This is a genomic window from Zhongshania guokunii, assembly GCF_040892635.1.
Lineage (GTDB): Bacteria > Pseudomonadota > Gammaproteobacteria > Pseudomonadales > Spongiibacteraceae > Spongiibacter > Spongiibacter guokunii.
Map to the genome: position 1 here is coordinate 160689 of NZ_JBFRYA010000004.1, position 22283 is coordinate 182971.

General features: G+C 53.4%; 22 protein-coding genes. 7 read left to right on the top strand and 15 right to left on the bottom strand.

All coding sequences use genetic code 11. The features are described 5' to 3' along the window. Positions 1–9 precede the first annotated feature (9 nt). Positions 10–525, top strand: coding sequence for a ribosome biogenesis factor YjgA (gene yjgA, locus AB4876_RS06185; RefSeq protein WP_368380777.1), 516 nt, complete (start codon positions 10–12; stop codon positions 523–525). Between the two features lie 17 nt (positions 526–542). Here the strand turns inward: yjgA and AB4876_RS06190 are convergent, their stop codons facing one another. The 7 genes from AB4876_RS06190 to AB4876_RS06220 all read right to left on the bottom strand — a co-directional run bounded on the left by AB4876_RS06190 (position 543) and on the right by AB4876_RS06220 (position 9740). After that, entirely contained in the window at positions 543–1400 is an 858-nt protein-coding gene (locus tag AB4876_RS06190; RefSeq protein WP_368380778.1) for a carbon-nitrogen hydrolase family protein, read from the bottom strand. Beyond that, entirely contained in the window at positions 1400–5257 is a 3858-nt protein-coding gene (locus AB4876_RS06195) for a YhdP family protein (protein ID WP_368380779.1), read from the bottom strand. The genes AB4876_RS06190 and AB4876_RS06195 overlap by 1 nt, the downstream gene beginning before the upstream one ends. A gap of 47 nt (positions 5258–5304) precedes the next feature. Beyond that, on the bottom strand, positions 5305–6768 hold the full coding sequence (gene rng / locus AB4876_RS06200; RefSeq protein ID WP_368380780.1) for a ribonuclease G: 1464 nt from the start codon (positions 6766–6768) through the stop codon (positions 5305–5307). Positions 6769–6772: 4 nt separating this feature from the next. After that, complete coding sequence (locus tag AB4876_RS06205; protein WP_368380781.1) at positions 6773–7345, bottom strand: Maf family protein; 573 nt, start codon at positions 7343–7345, stop codon at positions 6773–6775. 1 nt (position 7346) lies between these two features. After that, entirely contained in the window at positions 7347–7832 is a 486-nt protein-coding gene (mreD, locus tag AB4876_RS06210) for a rod shape-determining protein MreD (RefSeq protein WP_368380782.1), read from the bottom strand. 3 nt (positions 7833–7835) lie between these two features. Then, entirely contained in the window at positions 7836–8639 is an 804-nt protein-coding gene (gene mreC, locus AB4876_RS06215) for a rod shape-determining protein MreC (protein ID WP_368380783.1), read from the bottom strand. A 63-nt stretch (positions 8640–8702) separates the two neighbouring features. Then, positions 8703–9740, bottom strand: a complete 1038-nt coding sequence (locus AB4876_RS06220) for a rod shape-determining protein (protein ID WP_008251661.1) — start codon at positions 9738–9740, stop codon at positions 8703–8705. A gap of 276 nt (positions 9741–10016) precedes the next feature. Here AB4876_RS06220 and gatC point away from each other — a divergent pair, with 276 nt between their 5' ends. The 4 genes from gatC to AB4876_RS06240 all read left to right on the top strand — a co-directional run bounded on the left by gatC (position 10017) and on the right by AB4876_RS06240 (position 13612). Beyond that, a complete protein-coding gene (gene gatC, locus AB4876_RS06225; protein ID WP_368380784.1) occupies positions 10017–10304 on the top strand; it encodes an Asp-tRNA(Asn)/Glu-tRNA(Gln) amidotransferase subunit GatC in 288 nt (95 codons plus the stop codon). Between the two features lie 68 nt (positions 10305–10372). After that, complete coding sequence (gatA, locus tag AB4876_RS06230; RefSeq protein ID WP_368380785.1) at positions 10373–11827, top strand: Asp-tRNA(Asn)/Glu-tRNA(Gln) amidotransferase subunit GatA; 1455 nt, start codon at positions 10373–10375, stop codon at positions 11825–11827. A gap of 10 nt (positions 11828–11837) precedes the next feature. Continuing rightward, a complete protein-coding gene (gene gatB / locus AB4876_RS06235; RefSeq protein WP_368380786.1) occupies positions 11838–13286 on the top strand; it encodes an Asp-tRNA(Asn)/Glu-tRNA(Gln) amidotransferase subunit GatB in 1449 nt (482 codons plus the stop codon). 35 nt (positions 13287–13321) lie between these two features. Next, positions 13322–13612: a PA4642 family protein gene (locus tag AB4876_RS06240; protein WP_368380787.1), complete on the top strand. Its 291-nt coding sequence runs from the start codon at positions 13322–13324 to the stop codon at positions 13610–13612. Between the two features lie 10 nt (positions 13613–13622). Here AB4876_RS06240 and smrA read toward each other — a convergent pair whose 3' ends face one another. Continuing rightward, positions 13623–14204, bottom strand: coding sequence for a DNA endonuclease SmrA (gene smrA / locus AB4876_RS06245; protein WP_368380788.1), 582 nt, complete (start codon positions 14202–14204; stop codon positions 13623–13625). Positions 14205–14229: 25 nt separating this feature from the next. Between smrA and AB4876_RS06250 the strand changes: the two genes are divergently transcribed. Then, on the top strand, positions 14230–14451 hold the full coding sequence (locus AB4876_RS06250) for a cysteine-rich CWC family protein (RefSeq protein ID WP_368380789.1): 222 nt from the start codon (positions 14230–14232) through the stop codon (positions 14449–14451). 2 nt (positions 14452–14453) lie between these two features. Here AB4876_RS06250 and AB4876_RS06255 read toward each other — a convergent pair whose 3' ends face one another. Then, entirely contained in the window at positions 14454–14819 is a 366-nt protein-coding gene (locus tag AB4876_RS06255; RefSeq protein WP_368380790.1) for a hypothetical protein, read from the bottom strand. Positions 14820–14955: 136 nt separating this feature from the next. Between AB4876_RS06255 and cysZ the strand changes: the two genes are divergently transcribed. Further along, positions 14956–15687, top strand: coding sequence for a sulfate transporter CysZ (gene cysZ / locus AB4876_RS06260; RefSeq protein ID WP_368380791.1), 732 nt, complete (start codon positions 14956–14958; stop codon positions 15685–15687). Here cysZ and rhlB read toward each other — a convergent pair whose 3' ends face one another. From rhlB to hemA, 6 genes are all read right to left on the bottom strand, one after another. Further along, positions 15688–17058, bottom strand: coding sequence for an ATP-dependent RNA helicase RhlB (gene rhlB / locus AB4876_RS06265; protein WP_368380792.1), 1371 nt, complete (start codon positions 17056–17058; stop codon positions 15688–15690). Positions 17059–17153: 95 nt separating this feature from the next. After that, positions 17154–17999, bottom strand: coding sequence for an HvfX family Cu-binding RiPP maturation protein (locus tag AB4876_RS06270; RefSeq protein WP_368380793.1), 846 nt, complete (start codon positions 17997–17999; stop codon positions 17154–17156). 49 nt (positions 18000–18048) lie between these two features. Next, the gene (locus tag AB4876_RS06275; protein WP_368380794.1) at positions 18049–18801 is read right to left on the bottom strand and encodes a HesA/MoeB/ThiF family protein; all 753 of its coding nucleotides are present in this window, start codon (positions 18799–18801) and stop codon (positions 18049–18051) included. After that, positions 18794–19642 carry a peptide chain release factor N(5)-glutamine methyltransferase gene (gene prmC / locus AB4876_RS06280; RefSeq protein WP_368380795.1) on the bottom strand — a complete coding sequence of 283 codons (849 nt, stop codon included), beginning with the start codon at positions 19640–19642 and terminating at the stop codon, positions 18794–18796. Before prmC ends, AB4876_RS06275 begins: the two co-directional genes overlap by 8 nt. After that, positions 19642–20724 (bottom strand): peptide chain release factor 1, encoded by a 1083-nt coding sequence (prfA, locus tag AB4876_RS06285; protein ID WP_368380797.1) that lies wholly within the window; start codon positions 20722–20724, stop codon positions 19642–19644. The genes prmC and prfA overlap by 1 nt, the downstream gene beginning before the upstream one ends. Before the next feature lie 29 nt (positions 20725–20753). Further along, positions 20754–22025 carry a glutamyl-tRNA reductase gene (hemA, locus tag AB4876_RS06290; RefSeq protein WP_368380798.1) on the bottom strand — a complete coding sequence of 424 codons (1272 nt, stop codon included), beginning with the start codon at positions 22023–22025 and terminating at the stop codon, positions 20754–20756. Positions 22026–22283: the final 258 nt, after the last annotated feature.

Below are 22283 nucleotides of genomic sequence, written 5' to 3' on the forward strand. Positions count from 1 at the left end.
GAATTTAATGTGACTGACCCGATACCCGAATCAGAACGTCCCAGCAAAACAGCTGTAAAAAAAGAGATGCAGGCCCTTCAGCAGCTCGGGGAGCAGCTGGTTAAGCTCAGCAATAATGAATTGGCCAAGATTCCAATTCACGATGAGCACCTCTCCGAGGCGCTGAGCACTGCGCGCAAACTGACCAGTCGCGAAGCTCTGCGCCGCCAGCTGCAATACATTGGCAAGCTGATGCGCGATACCGACCTCACCGAGATTGAAGCCGGTCTCGCCAAGCGCGAAGAGGGCCAACGGGAGCAGGCCAAACAATTCCAACGCCTAGAGTTGCTGCGCGATGAACTCGCCACCACTGGTGTCAGCGCCATTGAAAAGGTATTAGGGGACTTCCCCCACGCCGACCGCCAGCGCCTGCGCCAACTGGTAATGCAAATCGACAAAGACGCCCAAGCCAAGAAGCCGCCAGCGGCCAAACGCAAACTTTTCCAATACCTCAAAGAACTGCAGATCCACAAACCGGCCGACTAAGCTTTTATCGGCGACGGCTATATGCGGCGATGCTGGGCGACCGGCATAAGCCTGCGCACAGCGGCTTGGGCCTCGGCATCATACTCGGCGCTCACACAGGCCTCGCCCAAGCCCGCCTCAGCTAATACCCGCCCCCAACTATCTATAATTACTGAGCCGCCCGAGGTTTCGCGCTTAGGGTCGTGAACACCCCCCTGATTGGCCGCCACAATTAAGCACTGATTTTCAATTGCCCGCGCGCGTAGCAAGGGCAGCCAATGTGCCCAGCCGGTGCTGCGAGTAAACGCTGACGGTAAGGTAATAATATCGAGTTCAAGGTCTAACATCGCTCGGAATAATTCAGGAAAACGCAGGTCGTAACACACTGCCAAGCCCAGCCGGCCGATACTTGTATCTACCACTGTTACCGCACTGCCAGGAGCATAAGTATCGGACTCCTGATAACGGCCGTGACCATCCGCGACATCGGCGTCAAATAAATGTATTTTTCGGTAGCTGCCCACGCAACTGCCGTCAGCGGCAAACACTAGACTGCACGCATAAACTCGACCATCCTCAGCCGGCAGTGGAATAGTGCCGCCAACCAAGATCAATTTATAGCGACTCGCCAAATCACTCAAAAATACCTGTAAAGGCGCCTCTGCGGCTTCCCGCGCTGCCACTTCTTTAATGTCGGAGCTGCCAAACAACGCAAAATTTTCTGGCAACACCGCAAGCTTAGCGCCCCGCGCGGCGGCCTGTGCCACCAATAATTCAGCCCGTCGCAAATTTACGGCAAGATCATTAACAGACACCATTTGCAGTGCGGCAACAATGACCTTAACAGACGCCTGTACGCCAGAATTGTCGTGTTGCACCTCTGGCCGCGGCGCCATTACTGCATTCCCGGCTTGGCGCTTGAGCGCGCCGCTTCGGCTGGGCTAGCGACCTCGTCGTCAAAAATATTTTTAAAGGTCAGCTCAGGGTCTTGGATCGTGCCCGAAATTTCGTACACCGCACTGGAAAAACTGTCCATCTGCTCTTCAAATACCTTGCTCACCACATACACCCCCGCAGCAGCTGGCAGTCCACCAACAAGCGCCGCCAACCACGGCAAATTACTGCCCACGGGCAAAGTTGCCACTAGGCGCAGATCAGGTACATCGGTTTGTAAATTGATGGCACCGGTCATTTGAAACCGGCTCGACGGTCCGTGCACATCGAGCGGTGATGTCAGTTTTAATTGACCGTCGCCAAGTTGTAAGCCGCCCCGCATGCGATCAAAATAAATGCCTTTTTTGAACACATCGCGAAAATCAAACTTTAGACGGCGGACTATATTAGCCATATTAAAAATACTGAATATTCGCAAAGTGCCGCTGGCTGCATCGGAGCTTTTTAAAAAGCGCCCGTCTTTAAACGAGAAACTAAAATTGCCTGCGCTGTCGACTAACGTCCACTGGCTAGGTGCGCCAGGCCACTCCAAATCTAAATCAAAATTGCCACGGCGAGTTTCCATTACCTTGGGGTAGCCAAAGCCCTGTAAAACGCCGCCCAAGTCGCCAAGTCCAAACTGGCCCCGCAATTGCGACGAGACGTGGCCGCTGTCATCCTGCAGCCAATGTAATGTGCTACTGCCCGCCACCGTCGCTAATTCAATGCCCCGCAGGCTGCCGCGCAAATTATTAAAATGCGCCCCGCCACTATCGCTGCGCAAATCAAAGCCGAGCTGTCCCCAGGCCTCGCCGCCAACATACAGCTGCTTTATGTCAAGATCGACACTCTGCAAGGTACGCGGATCGATGCCAGCCAAACCGCTGCCCTCGCCACTGCTGGGCGCGGGTAAATACAAATGTTCCAAAGTAAGATTAAAGGGCCGGCTCGCTGCCGCACTGCCACGGGGTATATTAATATCACCCAATAATTGGGGGCTGCTAACATGTATGAGCCAAGACTCGGGGTGACTAATCAAGCCGATATCTACCGATTCCAGTAAGTTATCGAAGATCATCAACTCGTCAATCCGCAAATCACTGGCGCTAAACATCATCTCGGACTCGCCGCCGCCGTCGCTCTCGGCAAGCTCAAGATAACGATCAAACACTCGCCGCCATTGGTCGAAATCGGCAAATTCAAGGCGCCCACCAATTGCCATTTGACCAGGCGTAAGTAAATAGGAGCTACTGCCAAGAGGCCTTGCGCCCAGCAATAAGTCGCCGCCAAAGACCTTACCCTCGTGAAAGCCCAACAACAGGCTCAATTGCTCGGCCAAGGTGATTTGCATTACCTGCACATCGCTATCTAGGGGCAAAGTGATATTCATATTGCGTTTTTGCTCTGCCGTTTTATAGAGCGGCTGGGGGAGCAAAATATTAACACCCTGTAAATCGCTATTTACCTGCAAGCTCGGCTCGGCGCCGGTTTGAATATGCAGACGCGCCTTCGTACTACCTGAAAAGAAGCCCATAATTGGCTGAGCGGTCCAGCGCTGCAGATCACTCATCGCAATCAGGCCACTGACGTCGACGTCGAGCTGAGCGCCGGTCTGTTTAATCTTTGCCGTCAATGGTTCGCCAAATAGACGCGCGCGCAAATTGCGGCTGCTCAAACCGCGTTCAGTGTCGTAATGTAAATGCCCTTTCGCCGCGTTTAAACTTAGGCGGTAATCCTTCATTTCCACGCTTGAAAAATCGATGTCGGCATCCACATTTATTGCCAACGCCGGATCATCCGTAAAGGCCATACTAAAAGCAAAATCCAATACCGCCTCACCTTCACCTTGCCAGTGATCAAAGGTTTTCCCCACGTACTGGTGAAGTGGCGTCTCGGTTAACAAACGCTGAGCTTGGGTAAAGTTCGGCTTGGCCGCAGCGCTTACCGTTAAGGTAATATCCCCATCCGATGCAGGAGCCACTGCCGCCCGAAGGTCGTTAACCACTATGCCATCTAGCTGGCCGGCGCCCTCAAGCCAAGCGTCAACATGGCCATTATCAATAAACACCTGCGCGGCACCGGCAGACAACGCCGGCCAGTCTGGCCGAAAAGCCAATTCAATATCAGCCAAGTCTAAATAGAGCTGTACAGCGGGATGATCGTCAGTGGACGCTAACAGTGAACCCCGAAAAATAAACCCTGCAACCTCAGCACGACCACCGCGAATACTTTCCTGCAACCAGTCCAGCAAGGACGCATTTAGCACATTAGGCGTATAGCGCTCGTGCACCCCCACATCCGCATCGCGAGCGCCGATCATCAAGCTCATTTGAGGTTCGACTTCCGTATCTTTGCGCAGTGGCAAGTCCAAACTCAGCAAGGCCGCTATTGGCACGCCCCCATTTTCACCGCGAATCAAGCCACTGTTTACCTGTACCCGCTCATCGTCATAACGCCAATTGAGCTCGGCACTGACCTTTTGCAAAGCAAACGCTTCGTCATATAAATGCGGAAAAGCTAAGGCTAATTGATCGGACTTAAGCAGTAATTTACCCTGTTTGGGCTTGATCTCTAAATACCCAGAAAGCCCACTAGCGGCCGGTGCACCCTGCCAAGCCTCAACGCTGAGTCCACGGGCTTCCGCCCGCATCGTAAAGTCCTCAAGGCCGTCGGCCGAGGTCAATAAATCAAACTGTATATTACGCAGCAGCCCTTTGGGCGCCAATTCTTCAAGGGTCGACTGCAAACCCGGACTAAGGGCATCACTGCCAAGTAGCACGCTATTTGAGACATCGAGGTCGAGCTGGGGAAGGCTAAATTGCCATTTCGACTGCTCTGGGCGGCTCGCCGTGAGCCCAGCCAAATCCAAATCTAAATCCTGCCACCGCGCCTCGAACTCGGAAAAACCTATCCTCCAGAAGCCGTCGCGATGGCTGCCGCTAAAGCGCATATTTACATCGTTAAGCACCACATCGTGGGAGCCCCACAACACCCCAACCGACAGCGCAGGGGTTGCGAGCACCCCATTCAAGCTAACCCGCTGCCCCTGCCGCCAGTTAAGCCACAGCTCGCCACTAACCTCGCTGTCAATTAACGCCGCGCTATCTTGAAACAGCGGTCTTAACGCACTCAAACGGCTGTCTTTTATCACCATATACGCACCGGCGCTAAAGCGCTCAGTATTGCGCGGGTCACCGTAGGCTTCGACCAATAACTGAATATCACCGTCACTGTCGGTATTGAGCTTGGCGTAGGCGCGACGAAATTTATCATCGCTACGCAAAGAGAAATCCTGCGTACTGATCTTCGTTTGAACACCATTAAGATAATGCAGGTTAATTGCAAACAGCTCGAGACTCGCGTTGCGAACCCCAAGCACTGAGTCAATCAGTGCATCTGGGCTGCCACCGCCTTCGGTACTTAGCCCTGGAATAAACCAGCGTCCATCGTCGGCTTGCGCCAAATCTAAATTGAGCTGGCCAATATCGATCTGGCGAATTGTCGGCCGCCCCACAAGGAGGGAGCCAATAACATCAATTTCGATCCGCGCCCGATCGAAACGCAGTGCGGCACTATCCCCGAGTTGGAAATCCAGCAGCTCAATAACCGGAGAAAGTCCCTGCCAAGTCCCGCGCATTGCGCTGGCCTGAAGTTGAACGCCGGAAAAAGCCTCAGCCTGCTGAAATATTTCGTTCTTATAGCGCTCGACCAAACCAATATACTGGCGCCCCAAGCTGGCATAGAGCGCCAGCAGCACTAATACGATAAGTGCGAGACTCCACAGTAGGGTATAGGTTTGGCGAAGTAGGCGCGTAAACACTAATAATCACCCACGACTACCAACGGCCTTGATTGGGGCGAGCCCGCTCACAGCAACACCACGTCATATTGCTCTTGGGTGTATACCGCCTCTACTTGGAAGCGAATACTGGCGCCGATAAATTCTTCTAAATCGGCCACGCTGGACGATTCTTCATCCAGTAAGCGATCAACAACCTCTTGGGATGCCAACACCAATAAACGCTTACTCTCGTAGGCGCGAGCTTCGCGCAGTATTTCTCTAAACACTTCATAGCACACCGTTTCCGGTGATTTCATCGAGCCACGGCCATGGCAGTAGCGACAGCTTTCACACAGAATGTGCTCCAAGCTTTCGCGGGTGCGCTTGCGCGTCATCTCCACCAAACCCAATTCCGACACGCCCGTAATCGAGGTCTTGGCGTAGTCTTTTTCCATGGCTTTTTCCAAGGCACGCAAAACTTGGCGACGGTGCTCGGGATCTTTCATGTCGATAAAATCAATAATGATAATACCGCCGAGATTGCGCAAGCGCAGCTGCCTGGCGAGCGCCGCTGCCGCTTCAAGATTGGTTTTGAAAATAGTTTCTTCAAGATTACGGTGCCCAACAAAGGCGCCGGTATTAATATCAATGGTACTCATCGCCTCGGTCTGATCGATAATCAGATAGCCCCCAGACTTTAATTCCACTTTGCGGCCCAGCGCTTTTTGAATCTCGTCCTCAACACCGTAAAGATCAAAAATCGGACGCTCGCCAGGGTAGTACTCTAATTGCGAGGATATTTCAGGCAGATAATCTTCAGCAAATTGCGCCACGCGCTGAAAGCTCTCACGCGAGTCGATACGAATTTTTTCCAGACCCGGCCTAACTAGGTCGCGCATAGTGCGCATAAATAGCGGCAGGTCTTCATAAATAACGCTCGGCGCCACATCACGCTTCATTCGACGCTCGACAGCACCCCACAAGCGCCGCAAAAATTGCACGTCGGCGAGCATCTCTTCTTCGCCGGCGCCCTCTGCGGCAGTACGCAGAATATAGCCGTCACGCAGCTCACCGCTCTCATCGAGGGCCGCCGATTCCAACAAGCTCCGCAGGCGCTGACGCTCTTCCTCGTCATCAATACGATGCGAAACCCCAATATGCGCTGCGCCGGGCATATACACCAAATATCGCGATGACACAGATAAGCGCGTGGTCAAGCGCGCGCCCTTGGTGCCCATCGGGTCTTTACTGACCTGCACGGTCAGTAACTGGCCCTCCCGGATTTTGGTGCGAATATCCGCGTGCTCGCCATCAGCGGTGTCTAGACTGGCAATATCAGAGGCGTGAATAAACCCAGTGCGCTCTAAGCCAATCTCGACAAAGGCCGCCTGCATACCCGGCAGCACCCGCACTACCTTGCCCTGATAAATATTGCCGGCAATCCCGCGCGAGCGGCTGCGCTCAATATAAACCTCTTGCAACACACCGTTTTCGACCACCGCTACCCGCGTTTCTACCGGCGTAACATTGATTAGAATCTCTTCGCTCATGATCTTACTCTAACCCGATTCCGGCTTCGCTCAGCAAAGCCGCTGTTTCATATAAGGGCAGTCCGACCACCCCAGAATAGCTGCCGGCCAAATGCTGCACAAAATACCCCGCAGCGCCCTGTATTCCGTAGCTACCGGCTTTATCATCGGCCTCGCCAGTAGCGAGATAGGCACTGATTTGGGCTGAACTCAATACTGCAAAGTTAACCTCGGTCACCGACAGTGCCTGCCGCAGTTGACCATCAGCGTACAGCGCCACCGCAGTCATTACCTGATGGCTGCGCCCACTTAACAAATTCAGCATCGTCTCGGCATGGCGACGGTTTTCTGGCTTACCCAAAATTTCACCATCAACAATCACCGAAGTGTCCGCCGCAAGCACTGCTCGATTTGGCGCGAGCGCCACAACCGCCATAGCTTTCTCTGTCGCCATACGCCGCACATACTGCTGTGCATCCTCACTCGCAGCAGGCGTCTCATCAATATCTGCCGCCATCACCTCAAAGCGCAGACCAATCTGCTGCAATAATTCCGCACGGCGCGGCGACTTAGATGCCAAAACCACAGCTTCGACCATATTAATAAACCGCAAACAGGCGCTGAAACCAGCCGACGATAGGCCTCAAGAACAACCATAACAGACCTGTGGTCAACACGGGTAAAAACACCAGCCAATGTGTTTGGGCAACACCATTTATATTTTGTGCCCACTGATCGACCAGTATATGGAACAATTCCAGCAAGGAAATAAACGCAGCCTGCTTGCGCAAACTAAACATCCGCAAACGCTGGTAGGAGACTTGAATAATGTAGGCGATCACTGCCAATGCAAAGGCATTTTGGCCCAGCACCACGCCCTGTAAAATATCCAGAACAATGCCGCACAACCAACTGACAAACACCCCTATACGCTCGGGCAATGCCAACAGCCAATACGCCAACATTAATAAGACAAAGTCGGGACGGGCCCAGGCCCAATCACCGCTTAGAGGCGAGATACTCAGCAGCAGCGCTGCCAACAAACTTACTACAACAAACCACAGCCCGTGCGCATGCGATTCCATGCGCTACTCCTCCGACTTCTGCTCACTGAACACCAGCAAGACATTGCGACTGCGATCAAGTTGCGCCATAGGCCTGGCCCGCACTTCCGCAAAAGGCTGACCAGGATCGATCGACACCTCAATCACCTCGCCAACGGGGTAGCCGCCCGGGAAGCGTCCACCCAAGCCCGAGCTAACCAGTAAATCACCGACCTGAATATCGGTTGTCGCGGCCACATGGGTTAGCGCCAGCTCATCGATAAGTCCGGTTCCTTCGGCAATAGCCCGCAAGCCATTGCGGCTAACCCGCACAGGCAGGGCGTGGGCACTATCGGTAATGAGTAAAACTCGGCTCTGCAACACACCCACTTCAATAATTTGGCCGAGCAGGCCGGTAGCATCAATTACCGGCTGGCCAACAAAAGCGCCGTCGCGACTGCCCTTGTCCACCACCAGCTGGTGACGATTTGGGTCTGAGGCAACAGCCACCACTTCTGCAACCACCACGGTGTCGTTAAGACGCTCAGCAGAGTTCATCAACTCCCGCAGCCGAACATTTTCGGCGCGCAATTCAATGTATTTTTGAAGTTTAGCGTTGAGGATTAGAGACTCGGCGCGCAGCCGCTCATTGTCGGCCATGAGTTCACTACGACTGCTCAGCGTGTCACTGAACTCGCCCATCATGCGACTGGGTACATCAACCACCCAGTAAAACGGCGCTGCCACCAACGACAACTGGGTCCGTACCGGCGCCATAAAATCGAGGCGCTGACCAATAAGAATCAGGGCTAGCGCCACACCGCCAAACAGCAGCAGACGCCCACCCACAGAAGACTCATTGGAGAATACCGGTTTAATTGCTGCGTCCTCCCGCTACGGGGCGAATCATTATTACTCTGCAGACAATATGTCGAGGTGATGACGATCCATCATTTCCAGCGCCTTGCCACCACCGCGGGCAACACAGGTCAGCGGATCTTCAGCAATAATGACAGGTAAGGCACTCTCGTCGGCAATTAACTGATCTATGCCGCGCAGTAGTGCGCCGCCGCCGGTCAAAACAATACCGGTTTCAGCAATATCCGCGGCCAATTCTGGCGGCGATTGCTCCAGCGCGCGTTTCACGCCCTGAATAATCACTTGCAGCGGCTCTTGCAGGGCCTCAAGGATTTCATCGCTATTCAAGGTGAAGCGACGCGGAATACCTTCGGCCAAATTGCGACCGCGCACATCAATTTCACGCAACTCACTACCAGGGTAGGCACAGCCAATTTCTTGTTTAATTCGCTCTGCCGTCGCGTCGCCAATCAAGCTGCCGTAGGTGCGGCGCACATGGGTCACAATCGCTTCATCGAAACGGTCACCGCCCACGCGCACAGAATCAGAATACACTACGCCGTTTAGCGAGATAATCGCGATTTCAGTGGTGCCACCACCAATATCCACTACCATCGAACCAGAGGCTTCGCCAACCCGCAGGCCAGCGCCAATAGCGGCCGCCATGGGCTCTTCGATCAAACGCACTTCACGGGCGCCGGCACTCAGCACCGACTCGCGAATCGCACGACGCTCAACTTGAGTACTTTTACAGGGCACGCTCACCAAAACCCGAGGGCTGGGGCGAATAAAACTATTTTGATGAACTAATTTTATAAAATGCTGGAGCATTTTTTCGGTAACTTGGAAGTCGGCAATAACACCGTCTTTTAGCGGCCGAATAGCAGTAATATTGCCAGGCGTTCGGCCCAACATGCGCTTGGCCTCCATACCCACGGCTTCAATAGTCTTTTGACCATTGTGCACGCGAATCGCCACTACCGAAGGCTCATCGAGAACGATGCCCTGGCCTCGAACATAAATAAGCGTATTTGCCGTTCCAAGATCGATAGATAAATCGTTGGAGAACATGCCACGAATTCGTTTAAACATTAGTATTTATCACCTTATACGGCTCGTATATAGAGACTAGAGCCAGGCTAATGAGACTCGAAGAGATTGCCGCCCGGCAATTTTCGCATGCCCCTGAATTGAAAACTTTGCCACTCTATCAATGGCAGGGATTTAGGGCAAGGCGCAAATATGATAAGTTTAACGGTTTACTGCTGCCTGCCAAGCAATCTCGGTGCCACGCTCTGTTTTTAGCCACAATAGCGGCCCCGAAAAATACGCCTGCGCCAGCCTCAAACCGCCCAAATCAGGTGAACCATGAGTTTAGACCAGAACGAAATTAGCAAACTGGCCCGACTGGCGCGCATTAGTATTGCCGACAGCGACACCGCCGAACTTAGCCAGCGCATTGGCGACATTTTAGATATGGTCGATGTCATGCAAGCGGTAGACACCAGCAATGTGGTGGCCATGGCCAATCCCCACGATGCCGTTCAGCGCCTGCGCGCCGACGAAGTGAGCGACACCAATCAGCGCGAGCATTTTCAAGCTATCGCACCGCAGACCGAAGACGGCCTGTATTTGGTTCCCCAAGTTATTGAGTGAGACCACTGGGCGCGAGCCGCCCACTGCGAAACACCCACTTTAAACATATTGCCAAGAGCCACATATATATGCCCAATCACACGGTTGCCGACATCCTCCGCGGACTGGAGGCCAAAACCTTCTCCAGCGAAGAAATTACCCAACAGTATCTAGACGCCATTGGCGCCCACGACCCACGGTATAATAGCTACATCACCGTGACCGCCGACGCCGCCTTAGCGCAAGCTCGCGCCGCCGATCAAGCCCGCCAAAATGGCAGCGGCGGATTGCTGTGCGGGGTACCCATCGCCCATAAAGATATTTTCTGCACTGAGGGCGTGCGCACCAGCTGCGCTTCCAAAATGCTCGACAATTTTATCGCCCCCTATAACGCCACCATCGTCACTAAATTGACACAAACGGGCACCGTCACCTTGGGTAAAACCAATATGGACGAATTCGCCATGGGTTCATCCAATGAAACCAGTTTTTACGGCGCGGTGCGCAACCCCTGGAATACCGACTGCGTACCCGGCGGCTCCTCTGGCGGCTCGGCGGCGGCAATTGCTGCAGGGCTGGCACCTGCAGCAACCGGCACCGACACCGGCGGCTCTATTCGCCAACCCGCGGCGCTGTGTGGTCTCACCGGCCTCAAGCCGACCTATGGCCGCGTATCTCGCTACGGCATGATCGCCTTCGCATCTAGCCTCGATCAAGCTGGCCCCATGGCCAAAACCGCCGAAGACAACGCCCTGCTCCTGCAAGCGATGGCGGGCTTTGACCCGTTGGACAGCACCAGCATGCAACAGGCGGTGCCGGATTATGTAGGCGGCCTGAACAAAGATCTTAAGGGATTAAAAATCGGCGTGCCCAAGGAGTATTTCAGCGAAGGCCTAGACCCCGCCATCGGCGCAGCTGTTGAAACCGCACTGGACGAATACCGCAGGCTCGGCGCCGAGATCAAAGCCATTAGCCTGCCCCACACTCATTTGGCCGTGCCCTGCTACTATATTATTGCCCCTGCAGAAGCCTCGGCGAACTTGTCCCGCTTCGACGGCGTGCGCTACGGCTACCGCTGCGAAAATCCTAAAGACCTCGATGACCTTTACACCCGCACCCGCGCCGAAGGCTTTGGCGCCGAGGTTAAACGCCGCATATTAATTGGCACCTATGCACTGTCATCGGGTTTTTACGACGCTTACTACCGCAAGGCCCAACAGATTCGTCGCCTGATCAAACAAGACTTTGACGAAGCCTTTAAAGAAGTCGACATCATCGCCGGACCGACCACACCCAACCCCGCTTTTGCATTGGGCGAGAAGGTTAGCGACCCCCTCACCATGTATTTAGAAGACATTTACACCATTGCCGTGAACTTGGCGGGCCTACCCGCCATCTCGCTACCGGTGGGCCTCACCCAAGGCAAGCCTATTGGCCTGCAATTGATTGGCCGCGACTTTGACGAGGCGAGCTTGCTCGCCGCCGCCCATCAGTATCAGCAGCGCAGCGACTGGCACCGCCAAGTCGCGCCCGGCAGCGTATAAGGAAAGCATTATGGAATGGGAAGTAGTTATTGGCCTGGAAGTCCACGTCCAGCTCAACACCAAAACGAAGATATTCTCTGGTTCCAGCACCGCCTTCGGCGCTGAGCCCAACACCCAAGCTAGCGCAGTTGACCTCGCGCTACCTGGCACCCTGCCAGTACTGAACGAACAGGCACTGAAAAAAGCCATTTTATTTGGCCTCGCCATCGACGCCGATATTTGCATGGCCTCGGTGTTCGACCGCAAAAATTATTTTTACCCCGATCTGCCCAAGGGCTACCAAACCACCCAAATGGACTTTCCCATAGTTGGCCCCGGCATTGTCACGATTAGCCTGAGCGATGGCAGCAGCCGCGACATTCGCGTGCACCACGCCCATTTAGAAGAAGATGCTGGCAAATCCCTGCACGAAGATTATCACGGCATGACGGGCATCGACCTCAACCGCGCTGGCACGCCCTTAATCGAGATTGTCTCTGAACCCGATATGCGCAGCGCCGAAGAAGCAGTGGCTTATCTGCGCAAGATCCACTCTATTGTGACCTACCTCGACATTTCCGACGGCGACCTATCGCAGGGTTCCTTGCGCTGTGACGCCAACGTCTCGGTGCGCCCCAAGGGACAAGCGGAGTATGGCACCCGCGCCGAAATTAAAAACATCAACTCCTTCCGCTTTGTTGAGCGCGCAATCAAAGTTGAAGTGCAGCGCCAAATTGAATTAATCGAAGATGGCGGCAAGGTTAAGCAGGAAACACGACTCTACGACAGCGACAAAAACGAAACCCGCGCCATGCGCAGCAAGGAAGAAGCCAATGACTACCGCTACTTCCCCTGCCCAGACTTGCTGCCGGTAGTCATCGAACAAAGCCTAGTGGACCAACTCAAAACCACCATGCCCGAGTTGCCCGACGCCAAGCGTCAGCGCTTTGAACAAGCCTATGGCCTGTCGAGCTACGATGCCGCCCTGCTCACCACCGAGCGCGCCATCGCCAATTATTTTGAAGCAGCAGCAGATGCCGCTGGCGATGCCAAGCTCGCCGCCAACTGGGTAAACGGCGAACTCTCTGCCGCCCTCAATCGCGACAGCCTTGGCATTGCCAATAGCCCCGTTAGCGCCGACCAGCTCGGCGGCTTAATCCAGCGCATTGTCGACAACAGCATCTCCGGCAAAATCGCCAAGCAGGTCTTTGAAGCGCTGTGGAACGGCGAAGGCGACAGCGCCGACGCGATCATCGACAGCAAGGGTTTAAAGCAAGTTTCCGACACCGGCGCCCTCGGCGCGATGGTCGACGACGTACTCGCCGCCAACCCCGATCAAGTTGAACAGTTCCGCGGCGCCGACGAAGGCAAGCGCAAAAAAATGCTGGGCTTCTTTGTTGGCCAAATCATGAAAGCGTCCAAGGGCCAAGCCAACCCTGGCGTTATCAACAAAATTTTAAACGAAAAGCTGGGCGGCTAAGCGCTGCCCCTACAAGCCACAAGGTAATCGATATTATGAAAAAAGATAAAGAAAAGGTTCTTGACGAAGTATGGACCGAAGATCGGGTTAGAGAATTTTTGGCTTCCGAGCCCAAAGCCGGCACCGACGCGGATTTTCACGCCCTGCTCAAAGCCTACCAAAGCATGCGCGCCGACGATTTCGAATTGTTTATTAACATGTTCCTAGAGACCAATCGCAACCTTAATGCCACCGACAAAGCCGGTCGCACGGTGCTTAGCTACGCCAAAGAACACCGCAATTCTGGCGAGCACGTCGCCGCCTTAGCGAGCAAAGGCGCTATTTAAATAGCACCCTTCAACTGCCGCGACTGCGACTAAAGCGGTCGCGGTTTTCCTGTTTTTTAGTCTCACTTTTACGCAGCATAATATACACCGCACCCGCACCGCCGTGTTGGGGCTGCGCGCTGCAATAAGCCTGCACATCCTCCATTTCCGGCAGCCAGCGATTCACATAAGACTTTAATACCGCGCCCTTGGAACTGCTATTGTGGCCGCGACCGTGGACAATAATCACCGCCCGCAAATCCAATTTCATGGCCTCGCGAATAAATTCAAAAACCTCTAGCCGCGCCTGTTCAACCGTCATTTTATGCAGATCTAAACTCGCCTCAATGCGGTATTTACCCTGCTTTAAACGCCGAAATACGCCGTGTTGCACACCTTCACGCTTAAATTCCAAAATATGGTAGGGGTCGAGTAATTCAATATCACCGGTTGATAAAAAATTTCGGCGCTCGCTGCGCGCAGTGGCCGCCTCACGACGGGCGGCAATATTAATATTGTCGACGTCCTGTTTCTTCAGGGCAACCCGCGCATCTAGCTCAAGGCGTTTGACACCGCTCATCTCTTGGGCGAACAATTGCTCTTCTTCGTCCATGCTCACCTCCGTATACGGTAAATTTATGCTCAATAGCCAAGCCCCGCTAACCGGCCCGAATACATCAGCCGCCCAATGCCCACTCTGCGGCCAAGACAATCAATGTGCGGTTGCGGCGGGCAGCGAGCCAAGCAATTGTTGGTGTATGGCCGCTACCCTCGACACCGCCGCCAAACAGCAGGCGGCGAGCATGGCTGGGCCACAGCGCTGTATCTGTGCAGCCTGCGGCCGTCCTAGCATTAGCTAATGCTAAGGCGCTGTTGCCGCCATTTTCTCATAACGGGCGCACTCTGGGGTCGATTGATCGCCCCTGTTTTCAATTTCCTCGCAACTTAAGGCCGCCATTGACTCCATGCAAGCGCTCGCTGGCGCATAGAGCGGATGGGCGCTCGCCACATTGGCGAACTGTTGCTGTATGCTAACGCAGGCCCCCTCCATGCTCTGTAAAATCATGGCGCGCATCTCTGGCGACAAATCACTTTCAGCAACGTCCTTTAAGGCGCAAGATTTCAGCTTTTCGCACATCTCATGATAAGCGTCATCTAGCGAAGCGGCCTGCGTCGCGGCCCCAAAACCCATTAAGGCAAATACTAAAACCAGCAAATTCCTTTTCATCCAGCCTATCTCCCCGCAAATAAATATTCAGACCGCCGCTACGCTTTTTAAAATAGCCAAACAAGGATAAGCTGAAAATCCGATGCAGGCCAGACAGCAGCGAATTCCTATTTAATTGCGACAGCGGTAATACACTATGACAGCAAGCCCACTTAGCGGCCCAGATTATTTATTACGGGGTTTTAAAATAATACGTCAGCCCGGCATTCGCCTATTTGTTGCGATTCCGCTGCTGATTAACATCATTATTTTTGGCGCCTTCACCACGCTCACCCTCGACGCCATGAGCGGCTGGATTAATCAGGTAATTGAGTGGTTGCCAAGCTGGCTGGATTTTCTGCGCTGGATACTGTGGCCGCTGGCGGTGATTTTGGTGCTGGCAATTGTGATGTATATCTTCAGTACCGTGGCCAATATTATCGCCGCGCCCTTTAACGGCTTGCTGGCCGAGAAAGTGGAAGAAATGCTCACCGGCGAGGAAGTGGCAGGCCGCGAGACCATTGCCATGGCAGTCGCCAGCTTCCCCAAAAGTATCGGCCGCGAATGCCAAAAACTACTCTACTACCTTGGCTTTGCCATACTCACCTTAATCGCTAGTTTTGTGATTTCGCCCTTGGCGCCCTTGCTGTGGTTCGCGCTTAACGCGTGGATGATGGCCATCGAGTATTGCGACTACCCCATGGACAATCACAAACTAAGTTTTAAAGAGGCGAGAAAGCGTGTTGGCAGTCACCGCGGCGCCAGCTTTAGCTTTGGCGCCTTAGTGATGTTGGGCACCATGGTGCCCATTTTGAATTTATTTATTATGCCCGCCGCCGTGTGCGGCGGCACCTTGATGTGGGTGGAAAGATTTAAAAACCAAGACTAATTAACGCAACAAATGCTCTGGGGGACGAGTGCAGGGCAGTTTCATACCCAAGGCCTCTTCAATATTAGGCAACAAAAAGGCATCGTCTTCGCAGGCAAAACTGATTGAGGTACCGGTTGCACCTGCGCGTCCGGTGCGGCCAATACGGTGCACATAATCTTCGGCGTCTTCTGGCAGCACGTAGTTAACAACATGACTAACACCGTCGACGTGAATACCTCGGCCAGCTACGTCGGTAGCAACTAAGCACTCGATCTCGCCGTCCTTGAATTGCTGTAAAGTCCGCGAGCGTTTGTTCTGAGGAATTTCACCCGACAAGATACCGCAGCGAATACCCGCTTTTTGCATTTTCTCAAACAGGCGGCGGGTTTCATCGCGACGATTGGCGAAAATAATCACGCTCTTGGCGTTTTCTTCTTTAACAATATTCAGCAATAAGCGGAATTTGTCCTGCGACTCAACCAAATAGACTTTTTGATCTACCGTGTCAGTGGCCACGCTCTCGGGTTCAATTTCAATTTTAACCGGCTCTTTAGTCCACTGCTCGGTGAGCCGCATAATATCATCGGTGAATGTGGCACTGAAGAGCAGAGTTTGACGATGGTTCGTACTCGGTGTTGCCCGCACAATCCGTTTTACCTGTGGGATAAAGCCCATGTCGAGCATACGATCGGCTTCATCAATAACCAAAATTTCGATCTGATCCAAATATAGATCTTTGCGGCCTTCAAAATCCAGCAGCCGACCAGGGGTAGCCACGACAATATCGACCATCCCCGCCAATTTATCCTGCTGCTTTTGGTAATCCATACCACCGATCAAAGTAACCACATTCAAACCAGCGTATTTACCTAAGGCACGGGCGTCTTCGCCAATCTGTACTACCAATTCACGAGTGGGCGCGATAACCAAGGCGCGAGGCTCACCGGCAAAACGCTCTTCGTCAATGGGATTGCTGAGCAGGTCATTAAAAATTGTGATCAAGAATGCTGCCGTTTTGCCGGTGCCGGTCTGAGCCTTACCAATTACATCGTTGCCGCGCAGCGTATGAGGCAGTGACACGCCTTGGATCGGCGAACAGTATTTAAAACCGGTGTCGGCGATGCCGCGCATTAAACGTAGATCGAGATCGAGATCGTGGAAGCGGACCTTGCCCTCTTCTGCAGGTACCGGAAACTGATCCAGACTCCACGCCACTTCCGCCACAGCCTGACCATCGGCGCGAGCGCGCCCCCGTGGCGAGCGTTTGCGACCTTCGTGGGCTTTGACTGGAGCAGCGGCTGGGCCGGCCTGTCCGTGCTGATTATCGACAGTCGCGACTTTTTCTGGCGCTGACGATGCTTTACCTGAGCCGAACAACTTTTTTAACAAAATTCACTCTTCTTAAATTGCACAATAATTACCCATTCTATCACCATTCACTGGTGACACGCCCAAATGCAATTACAGCCGACTAATTAGCTATTTCACTGGAGTTTAGCCGCTTGTTCATCAACGGACTTGTCGCGAGGATCTTCCTGAGACTCAGTTGTAAGCTCGACTGGAGCGTCGGCCTTAGGATCGACTTTCGCTTCCGCTTCAGCTTCGGGCGCCCATACGACAACCTGCGGCTCCGCCGCGTCAGCGGCCTCCTGTTTAGCCACCTTGGCCGCTTTGCTGGCCTGCACGCGAGCCCGAGCGTGACGATCTAAATAATAATCCACGCTAAACCAGCGACCACCCCCGCTAAACAGTAAGCTGAGGAGCATAATAAAATAGGTGGCGGCAAATTCAATACCGTTGTTCAGCACCACAATATTGCCTTTTGCACTTAACCAAGCGTAGTTGCCGTATTCATCGAGAATGCTCCGCGCACTTGCCAAACGGTCGGCCACCCCCTGACTGTTTTCCATGCTGGCGCGCGCCGCGGGCAACCCTAAATCTGCCAAAGGTTTTGCGGTACTCGTCGCTGGGTCGCTGGGGGCGATGGCAAACCAACCATTATCCCAATGCACCGTTATCGCCGCCACTAACATGGCCACCATTAAGGGAATGCTGGCCCAGCGCACCGCAAGACCAAACAGCAACAAAAAGCCGCCAACCAATTCCGCATAGGTAAGCAATTGTGCCAGCAGCTCTGGCTCTGGCATGCCTAAACCGCTGCCTAACCACTGAGTGATGGCGTCGAGGTGGTGAAATTTATACAGGCCAGCAGCAATCATCACTGGCGCCAAATACAGTCGAATAAGCAGTGGCGCCAAGCCGTCTAGTTTAGCCAGCAAGCCAAATAGGAAATCGTGTAAGCCGTAATATGCCCTGAATAACAAAGCCATAATCGCCCCTCATTTTTATAATTATCGTTATCGTGCTTACAAAGTATAACTAGATGCGGGCAGAACTGCACACCGGGCAAGCAGAGTCGCGACGCAGGTTTAATTGGCGCAGCTCCATATTAACGCCGTCGATCAATAATAAGCGCCCCACCAAAGGCTCGCCCAAACCCGACAAACACTTCAATGCCTCCAGCGCCTGCATACTGCCAATAATGCCAACGACAGGCGCCAACACCCCACTCTCGGAACAATTAAGCGCCGCATCATCAGCCTCGTGATACAGGCAGCGATAACAGGGTGAGTCCTCACGGCGAAAATCAAATACCGACAATTGGCCTTCACCGCGAATTGCCGCGCCTGAAACCAGTGGTTTGCGCGCGCTATAGCATGCTTGATTTAAGGCAAAGCGGGTGCTGAAGTTATCACTGGCATCCACCACTAAATCGACCTTAGCCACCGCGCTTAGCAAAGTATCACCACCCAAACGCAAGGGGTATTTCAGCAATTTAGTATCACTGTTTAAAGCGCAAATACTATCCGCCACTGAGTCCACTTTGAGGCGGCCAACATCATTACTGCCATGAGCGATCTGGCGCTGTAAATTACTCAAATCAACGGTATCGTCATCGGCCAAATGAAGCTCACCCACCCCCGATGCAGCCAAATACAAGGCTACCGGGCAGCCCAAACCGCCCATACCAACAATCAGTACGCGACTGCCCAGCAGCGCCTCTTGGCCACCCACATCCAAACCTGGCAATAAAATATGGCGGCTATAACGCAATAATTGTTCGTCATTCATCGCGCCACACTCCCCAGCTAATTCGCTCATTACCGCCATAGTCGCGGCGGGATTCTACACCGCTAAAACCGCGTTCACTCAAAACCTCGCGCACCGCCGCAGCTTGTTGAAAGCCGTGCTCTAACAAGAGCACTCCACCGGCGACCAAATAGCTCGGCGCGTGGCTAATAATATGTTTAAGATCCGCCATGCCGCCATCGGCCGCAACTAGGGCCGAACGCGGCTCAAAGCGCACATCGCCCTCTAGTAAATGGGGGTCTTCAGCGTCGATATACGGTGGGTTGCTCACAATCAATTGATAAAGACTGGAGCCAGCGTCGGCAAACCAGTTGGACTGCTGAAAGCGCACATTAGTCAAACCCAGCGCCGCTCGATTTGACTCGGCCAGGGCCACAGCCTCTGCCACACAATCCAGCCCCAGCACTTGAGCATCAGCACGTTCCGACGCCAATGCAAGAGCAATCGCCCCTGTGCCGGTACCCAAATCAAGAATCAGAGGTTGTTGTTGAGCGTCGATTACTTCAAGGGCGCGCTCAACTAGGCACTCGGTGTCTGGACGGGGAATTAAACTAGCTGGCGACACCGCCAGCGACAGCGACCAGAAATCACGGTGTCCGAGGATATGAGCGATAGGCTCGCCCGCCAGACGTCGGGCAAAAAGCGCCTCAAACTGGGCCAGCTCAATCGCCGTCAATTCCCGCTCCGGCCAACTGTATAAATAGCTGCGGGGCTTACTAAGACAGTGACAAAGCAGTAGCGCCGTATCGAGATCGGCGCTATCACTCAGCGCCGCTAATTGGCCCCGATATGCTAGGGCCTCAGCAATGCTGAGAGTCGACATTATTCCGCCAGTGCCGCCAAGAGATCGGCCTGGTATTCTTGACGCAGCGGCGAAATAATATGATCGACATCGCCCTGTACAAATTCATCTAATTTATACAGCGTAAGGTTTATACGGTGATCAGTTACCCGACCCTGCGGAAAATTATAGGTGCGAATCCGCTCTGAGCGGTCGCCGCTGCCAACCAAATTACGGCGCTCAGTCGCCTGCTCCGCCAAGTTTTTACTACTCGCGGCATCGTTCACTTTTGCTGTTAACAAGGACATCGCTCGGGCCTTGTTTTTGTGCTGCGAGCGCTCGTCCTGGCACTCCACCACAATACCAGTCGGGATGTGAACAATACGCACCGCCGAATCGGTGGTGTTAACGTGCTGACCACCCGCGCCGCTCGAGCGAAAGGTATCGATACGCAGATCGCCCTTATTAATTAAAATCTCGTCGGCTTCCTCTGGCTCAGCCATCACCGCCACGGTACAGGCCGAGGTATGAATGCGGCCCTGAGATTCGGTTTCTGGCACCCGCTGTACGCGGTGCGCGCCCGATTCAAATTTAAGGTGGCCGTAGACCTCTTGGCCAGCCACTCGGCTAATCACTTCTTTGTAACCGCCATGCTCTCCGTGGCGCTCACTCAAAACTTCAACACGCCAACCCTTGCGCTCGGCATAGCGAGAGTACATTCGAAATAGATCACCAGCAAAAATTGCTGCTTCATCGCCGCCAGTGCCCGCGCGAATTTCCAAAAACACGTTATGGGAATCATTGGGGTCTTTGGGCAACAGCAAAGTTTGCAGTTCTAGCTCCAAAACCTCTAATTTGGCCTTGGCTGCTTTAACTTCGTCCTCGGCCATTTCCCGCATTTCGGCATCGTCTTCGCTCAACATAGCCGTGGCTTCGGCGAGATCTTGTACAACCTGACGATAGTGGCCATAGCCTTGTACTACGGGCTCTATTTCTGAGTACTCTTGGGACAGACCGCGAAACCGATCCTGATTACCTATAATTTCCGGATCGCTGAGCAGTGCGCCGATCTCTTCATAACGGTCAAGTAAATTGTCGAGTTTACTGACAAGGGAGGCCTTCATATTAACTCACTTAATTTGGGTGGTGATGTTCAGGATTCGCTGTCTTTAAGCTGAAATAGTTCTCGCGCCCAGTGGACCAAATCGGTTCGGCCCTTAGCGCCCGCCGCTTTTATTTGAGTTGTTGGGCTGTGTATTAATTTATTCGTTAGACCCCGAGCTAATTGTTCAAGTACCTGCTCGGCGTCGTCACCCTTCGCCAATTGGCGCAGCGCCCGCTCTAGCTCGGCATCGCGAAACTCTTCGGCTTTGGCGCGATAATCGCGCACGGTTTCGACCGCGTCCAGTGCTCGTATTTGGATTTGCCAGTCAACAAGGGCTTTGGCAATAATATCATCGGCTTTGCGCGCCTCACTTTGGCGAGCGCGCTTATTTTCTTCAACAATCTCGCGCAAATCGTCCACGGTGTATAAATACACATCGGCCAGTTCAGCGACCTGCGGCTCAATATCGCGAGGCACTGCAATATCGACCATCACCATGGGGCGGTGTTTGCGCTTTTTTAGCGCACCCTCGACCGCGCCTTTACCTAAAATTGGCAGCTGACTGGCAGTCGAAGCCACCACAATATCGGCATCAACTAAATATTTAGGCATATCTGAGAGCATCACTGCCTCAGCGTCAAACTGCTCAGCCAATACCCGCGCGCGATCCAAGGTCCGGTTAGCGATAATAATACGCTTCACACCTTTGTCATGCAGATGGCGAGCGACCAGTTCGATAGTTTCACCAGCGCCAATCAATAGCGCGGTGCAGCTGCGCAGGGAAGAGAACACATGCTGGGTTAAGTTAACGGCGGCATAGGCTACAGAAACGGGGTTTTCACCAATACCGGTGTCAGTACGCACCCGTTTAGCCACCGAAAACACCTGAGCAAAGGTGCGGTGCAAGGCACCGTTGGCGGTGCCGGCGTCTACTGCTTGGGCATAAGCGGTTTTCATTTGACCAAGAATTTGCGGTTCGCCCAGCACCATCGAATCGAGACCGGCAGCCACCTCCATCATATGTTTAAGAGCTAACTGACCACGGTGATCATAGATGCAAGCCGCAAGCTCGGCGCGATCAATATGATGATAAGCAGCTAGCCAGTCCAGCATACCGTGCACGGTGGCATCGGCCTCATCGCTAATAATGCCGTATAACTCAGTGCGATTGCAGGTCGACAAAATCGCCAGCTCAGACACCCCGATACTGGCTAGCGCATCGCGCAGCGCAACTGGCATTTGCTCGGGCACAAACGCCACGCGCTCGCGCACCGCGACCGGAGCCGAGTTATGGTTTATGCCAATTACGAGCAAATTCATTAAATAATGGGCGCCTAGCTTTACGGGTTTACGCGGGAACAGCGGTGAATTTTAGCAAGATGAAGGCCAAATGTGGATTTTATTCCAAGCTTGTTCCAAACAATGTTTTTCTGCGAATTTAATAGAGGCAATAATGTCCTAGCTAATTGCCCTGCAATCACCGAAAAAGCAGGGCCTAAAACAGCCCAAAACTTTGACTCTAACTCATACGTAATAGCCATGCTAAGATTGGCCTTCAAATTCTGTGGTGATATATAA

Excerpts from the sequence above, each read along its gene's own strand:
- AB4876_RS06190 (WP_368380778.1), bottom strand. The coding sequence starts at position 1,400 with ATGGCGCCGCGGCCAGAGGTGCAACACGACAATTCTGGCGTACAGGCG.
- rng (WP_368380780.1), bottom strand. The coding sequence starts at position 6,768 with ATGAGCGAAGAGATTCTAATCAATGTTACGCCGGTAGAAACGCGGGTA.
- AB4876_RS06205 (WP_368380781.1), bottom strand. The coding sequence starts at position 7,345 with ATGGTCGAAGCTGTGGTTTTGGCATCTAAGTCGCCGCGCCGTGCGGAA.
- mreD (WP_368380782.1), bottom strand. The coding sequence starts at position 7,832 with ATGGAATCGCATGCGCACGGGCTGTGGTTTGTTGTAGTAAGTTTGTTG.
- AB4876_RS06220 (WP_008251661.1), bottom strand. The coding sequence starts at position 9,740 with ATGTTTAAACGAATTCGTGGCATGTTCTCCAACGATTTATCTATCGAT.
- gatC (WP_368380784.1), top strand. The coding sequence starts at position 10,017 with ATGAGTTTAGACCAGAACGAAATTAGCAAACTGGCCCGACTGGCGCGC.
- gatA (WP_368380785.1), top strand. The coding sequence starts at position 10,373 with ATGCCCAATCACACGGTTGCCGACATCCTCCGCGGACTGGAGGCCAAA.
- gatB (WP_368380786.1), top strand. The coding sequence starts at position 11,838 with ATGGAATGGGAAGTAGTTATTGGCCTGGAAGTCCACGTCCAGCTCAAC.
- AB4876_RS06240 (WP_368380787.1), top strand. The coding sequence starts at position 13,322 with ATGAAAAAAGATAAAGAAAAGGTTCTTGACGAAGTATGGACCGAAGAT.
- smrA (WP_368380788.1), bottom strand. The coding sequence starts at position 14,204 with ATGGACGAAGAAGAGCAATTGTTCGCCCAAGAGATGAGCGGTGTCAAA.
- AB4876_RS06250 (WP_368380789.1), top strand. The coding sequence starts at position 14,230 with ATGCTCAATAGCCAAGCCCCGCTAACCGGCCCGAATACATCAGCCGCC.
- AB4876_RS06255 (WP_368380790.1), bottom strand. The coding sequence starts at position 14,819 with ATGAAAAGGAATTTGCTGGTTTTAGTATTTGCCTTAATGGGTTTTGGG.
- cysZ (WP_368380791.1), top strand. The coding sequence starts at position 14,956 with ATGACAGCAAGCCCACTTAGCGGCCCAGATTATTTATTACGGGGTTTT.
- AB4876_RS06270 (WP_368380793.1), bottom strand. The coding sequence starts at position 17,999 with ATGGCTTTGTTATTCAGGGCATATTACGGCTTACACGATTTCCTATTT.
- AB4876_RS06275 (WP_368380794.1), bottom strand. The coding sequence starts at position 18,801 with ATGAATGACGAACAATTATTGCGTTATAGCCGCCATATTTTATTGCCA.
- prmC (WP_368380795.1), bottom strand. The coding sequence starts at position 19,642 with ATGTCGACTCTCAGCATTGCTGAGGCCCTAGCATATCGGGGCCAATTA.
- prfA (WP_368380797.1), bottom strand. The coding sequence starts at position 20,724 with ATGAAGGCCTCCCTTGTCAGTAAACTCGACAATTTACTTGACCGTTAT.
- hemA (WP_368380798.1), bottom strand. The coding sequence starts at position 22,025 with ATGAATTTGCTCGTAATTGGCATAAACCATAACTCGGCTCCGGTCGCG.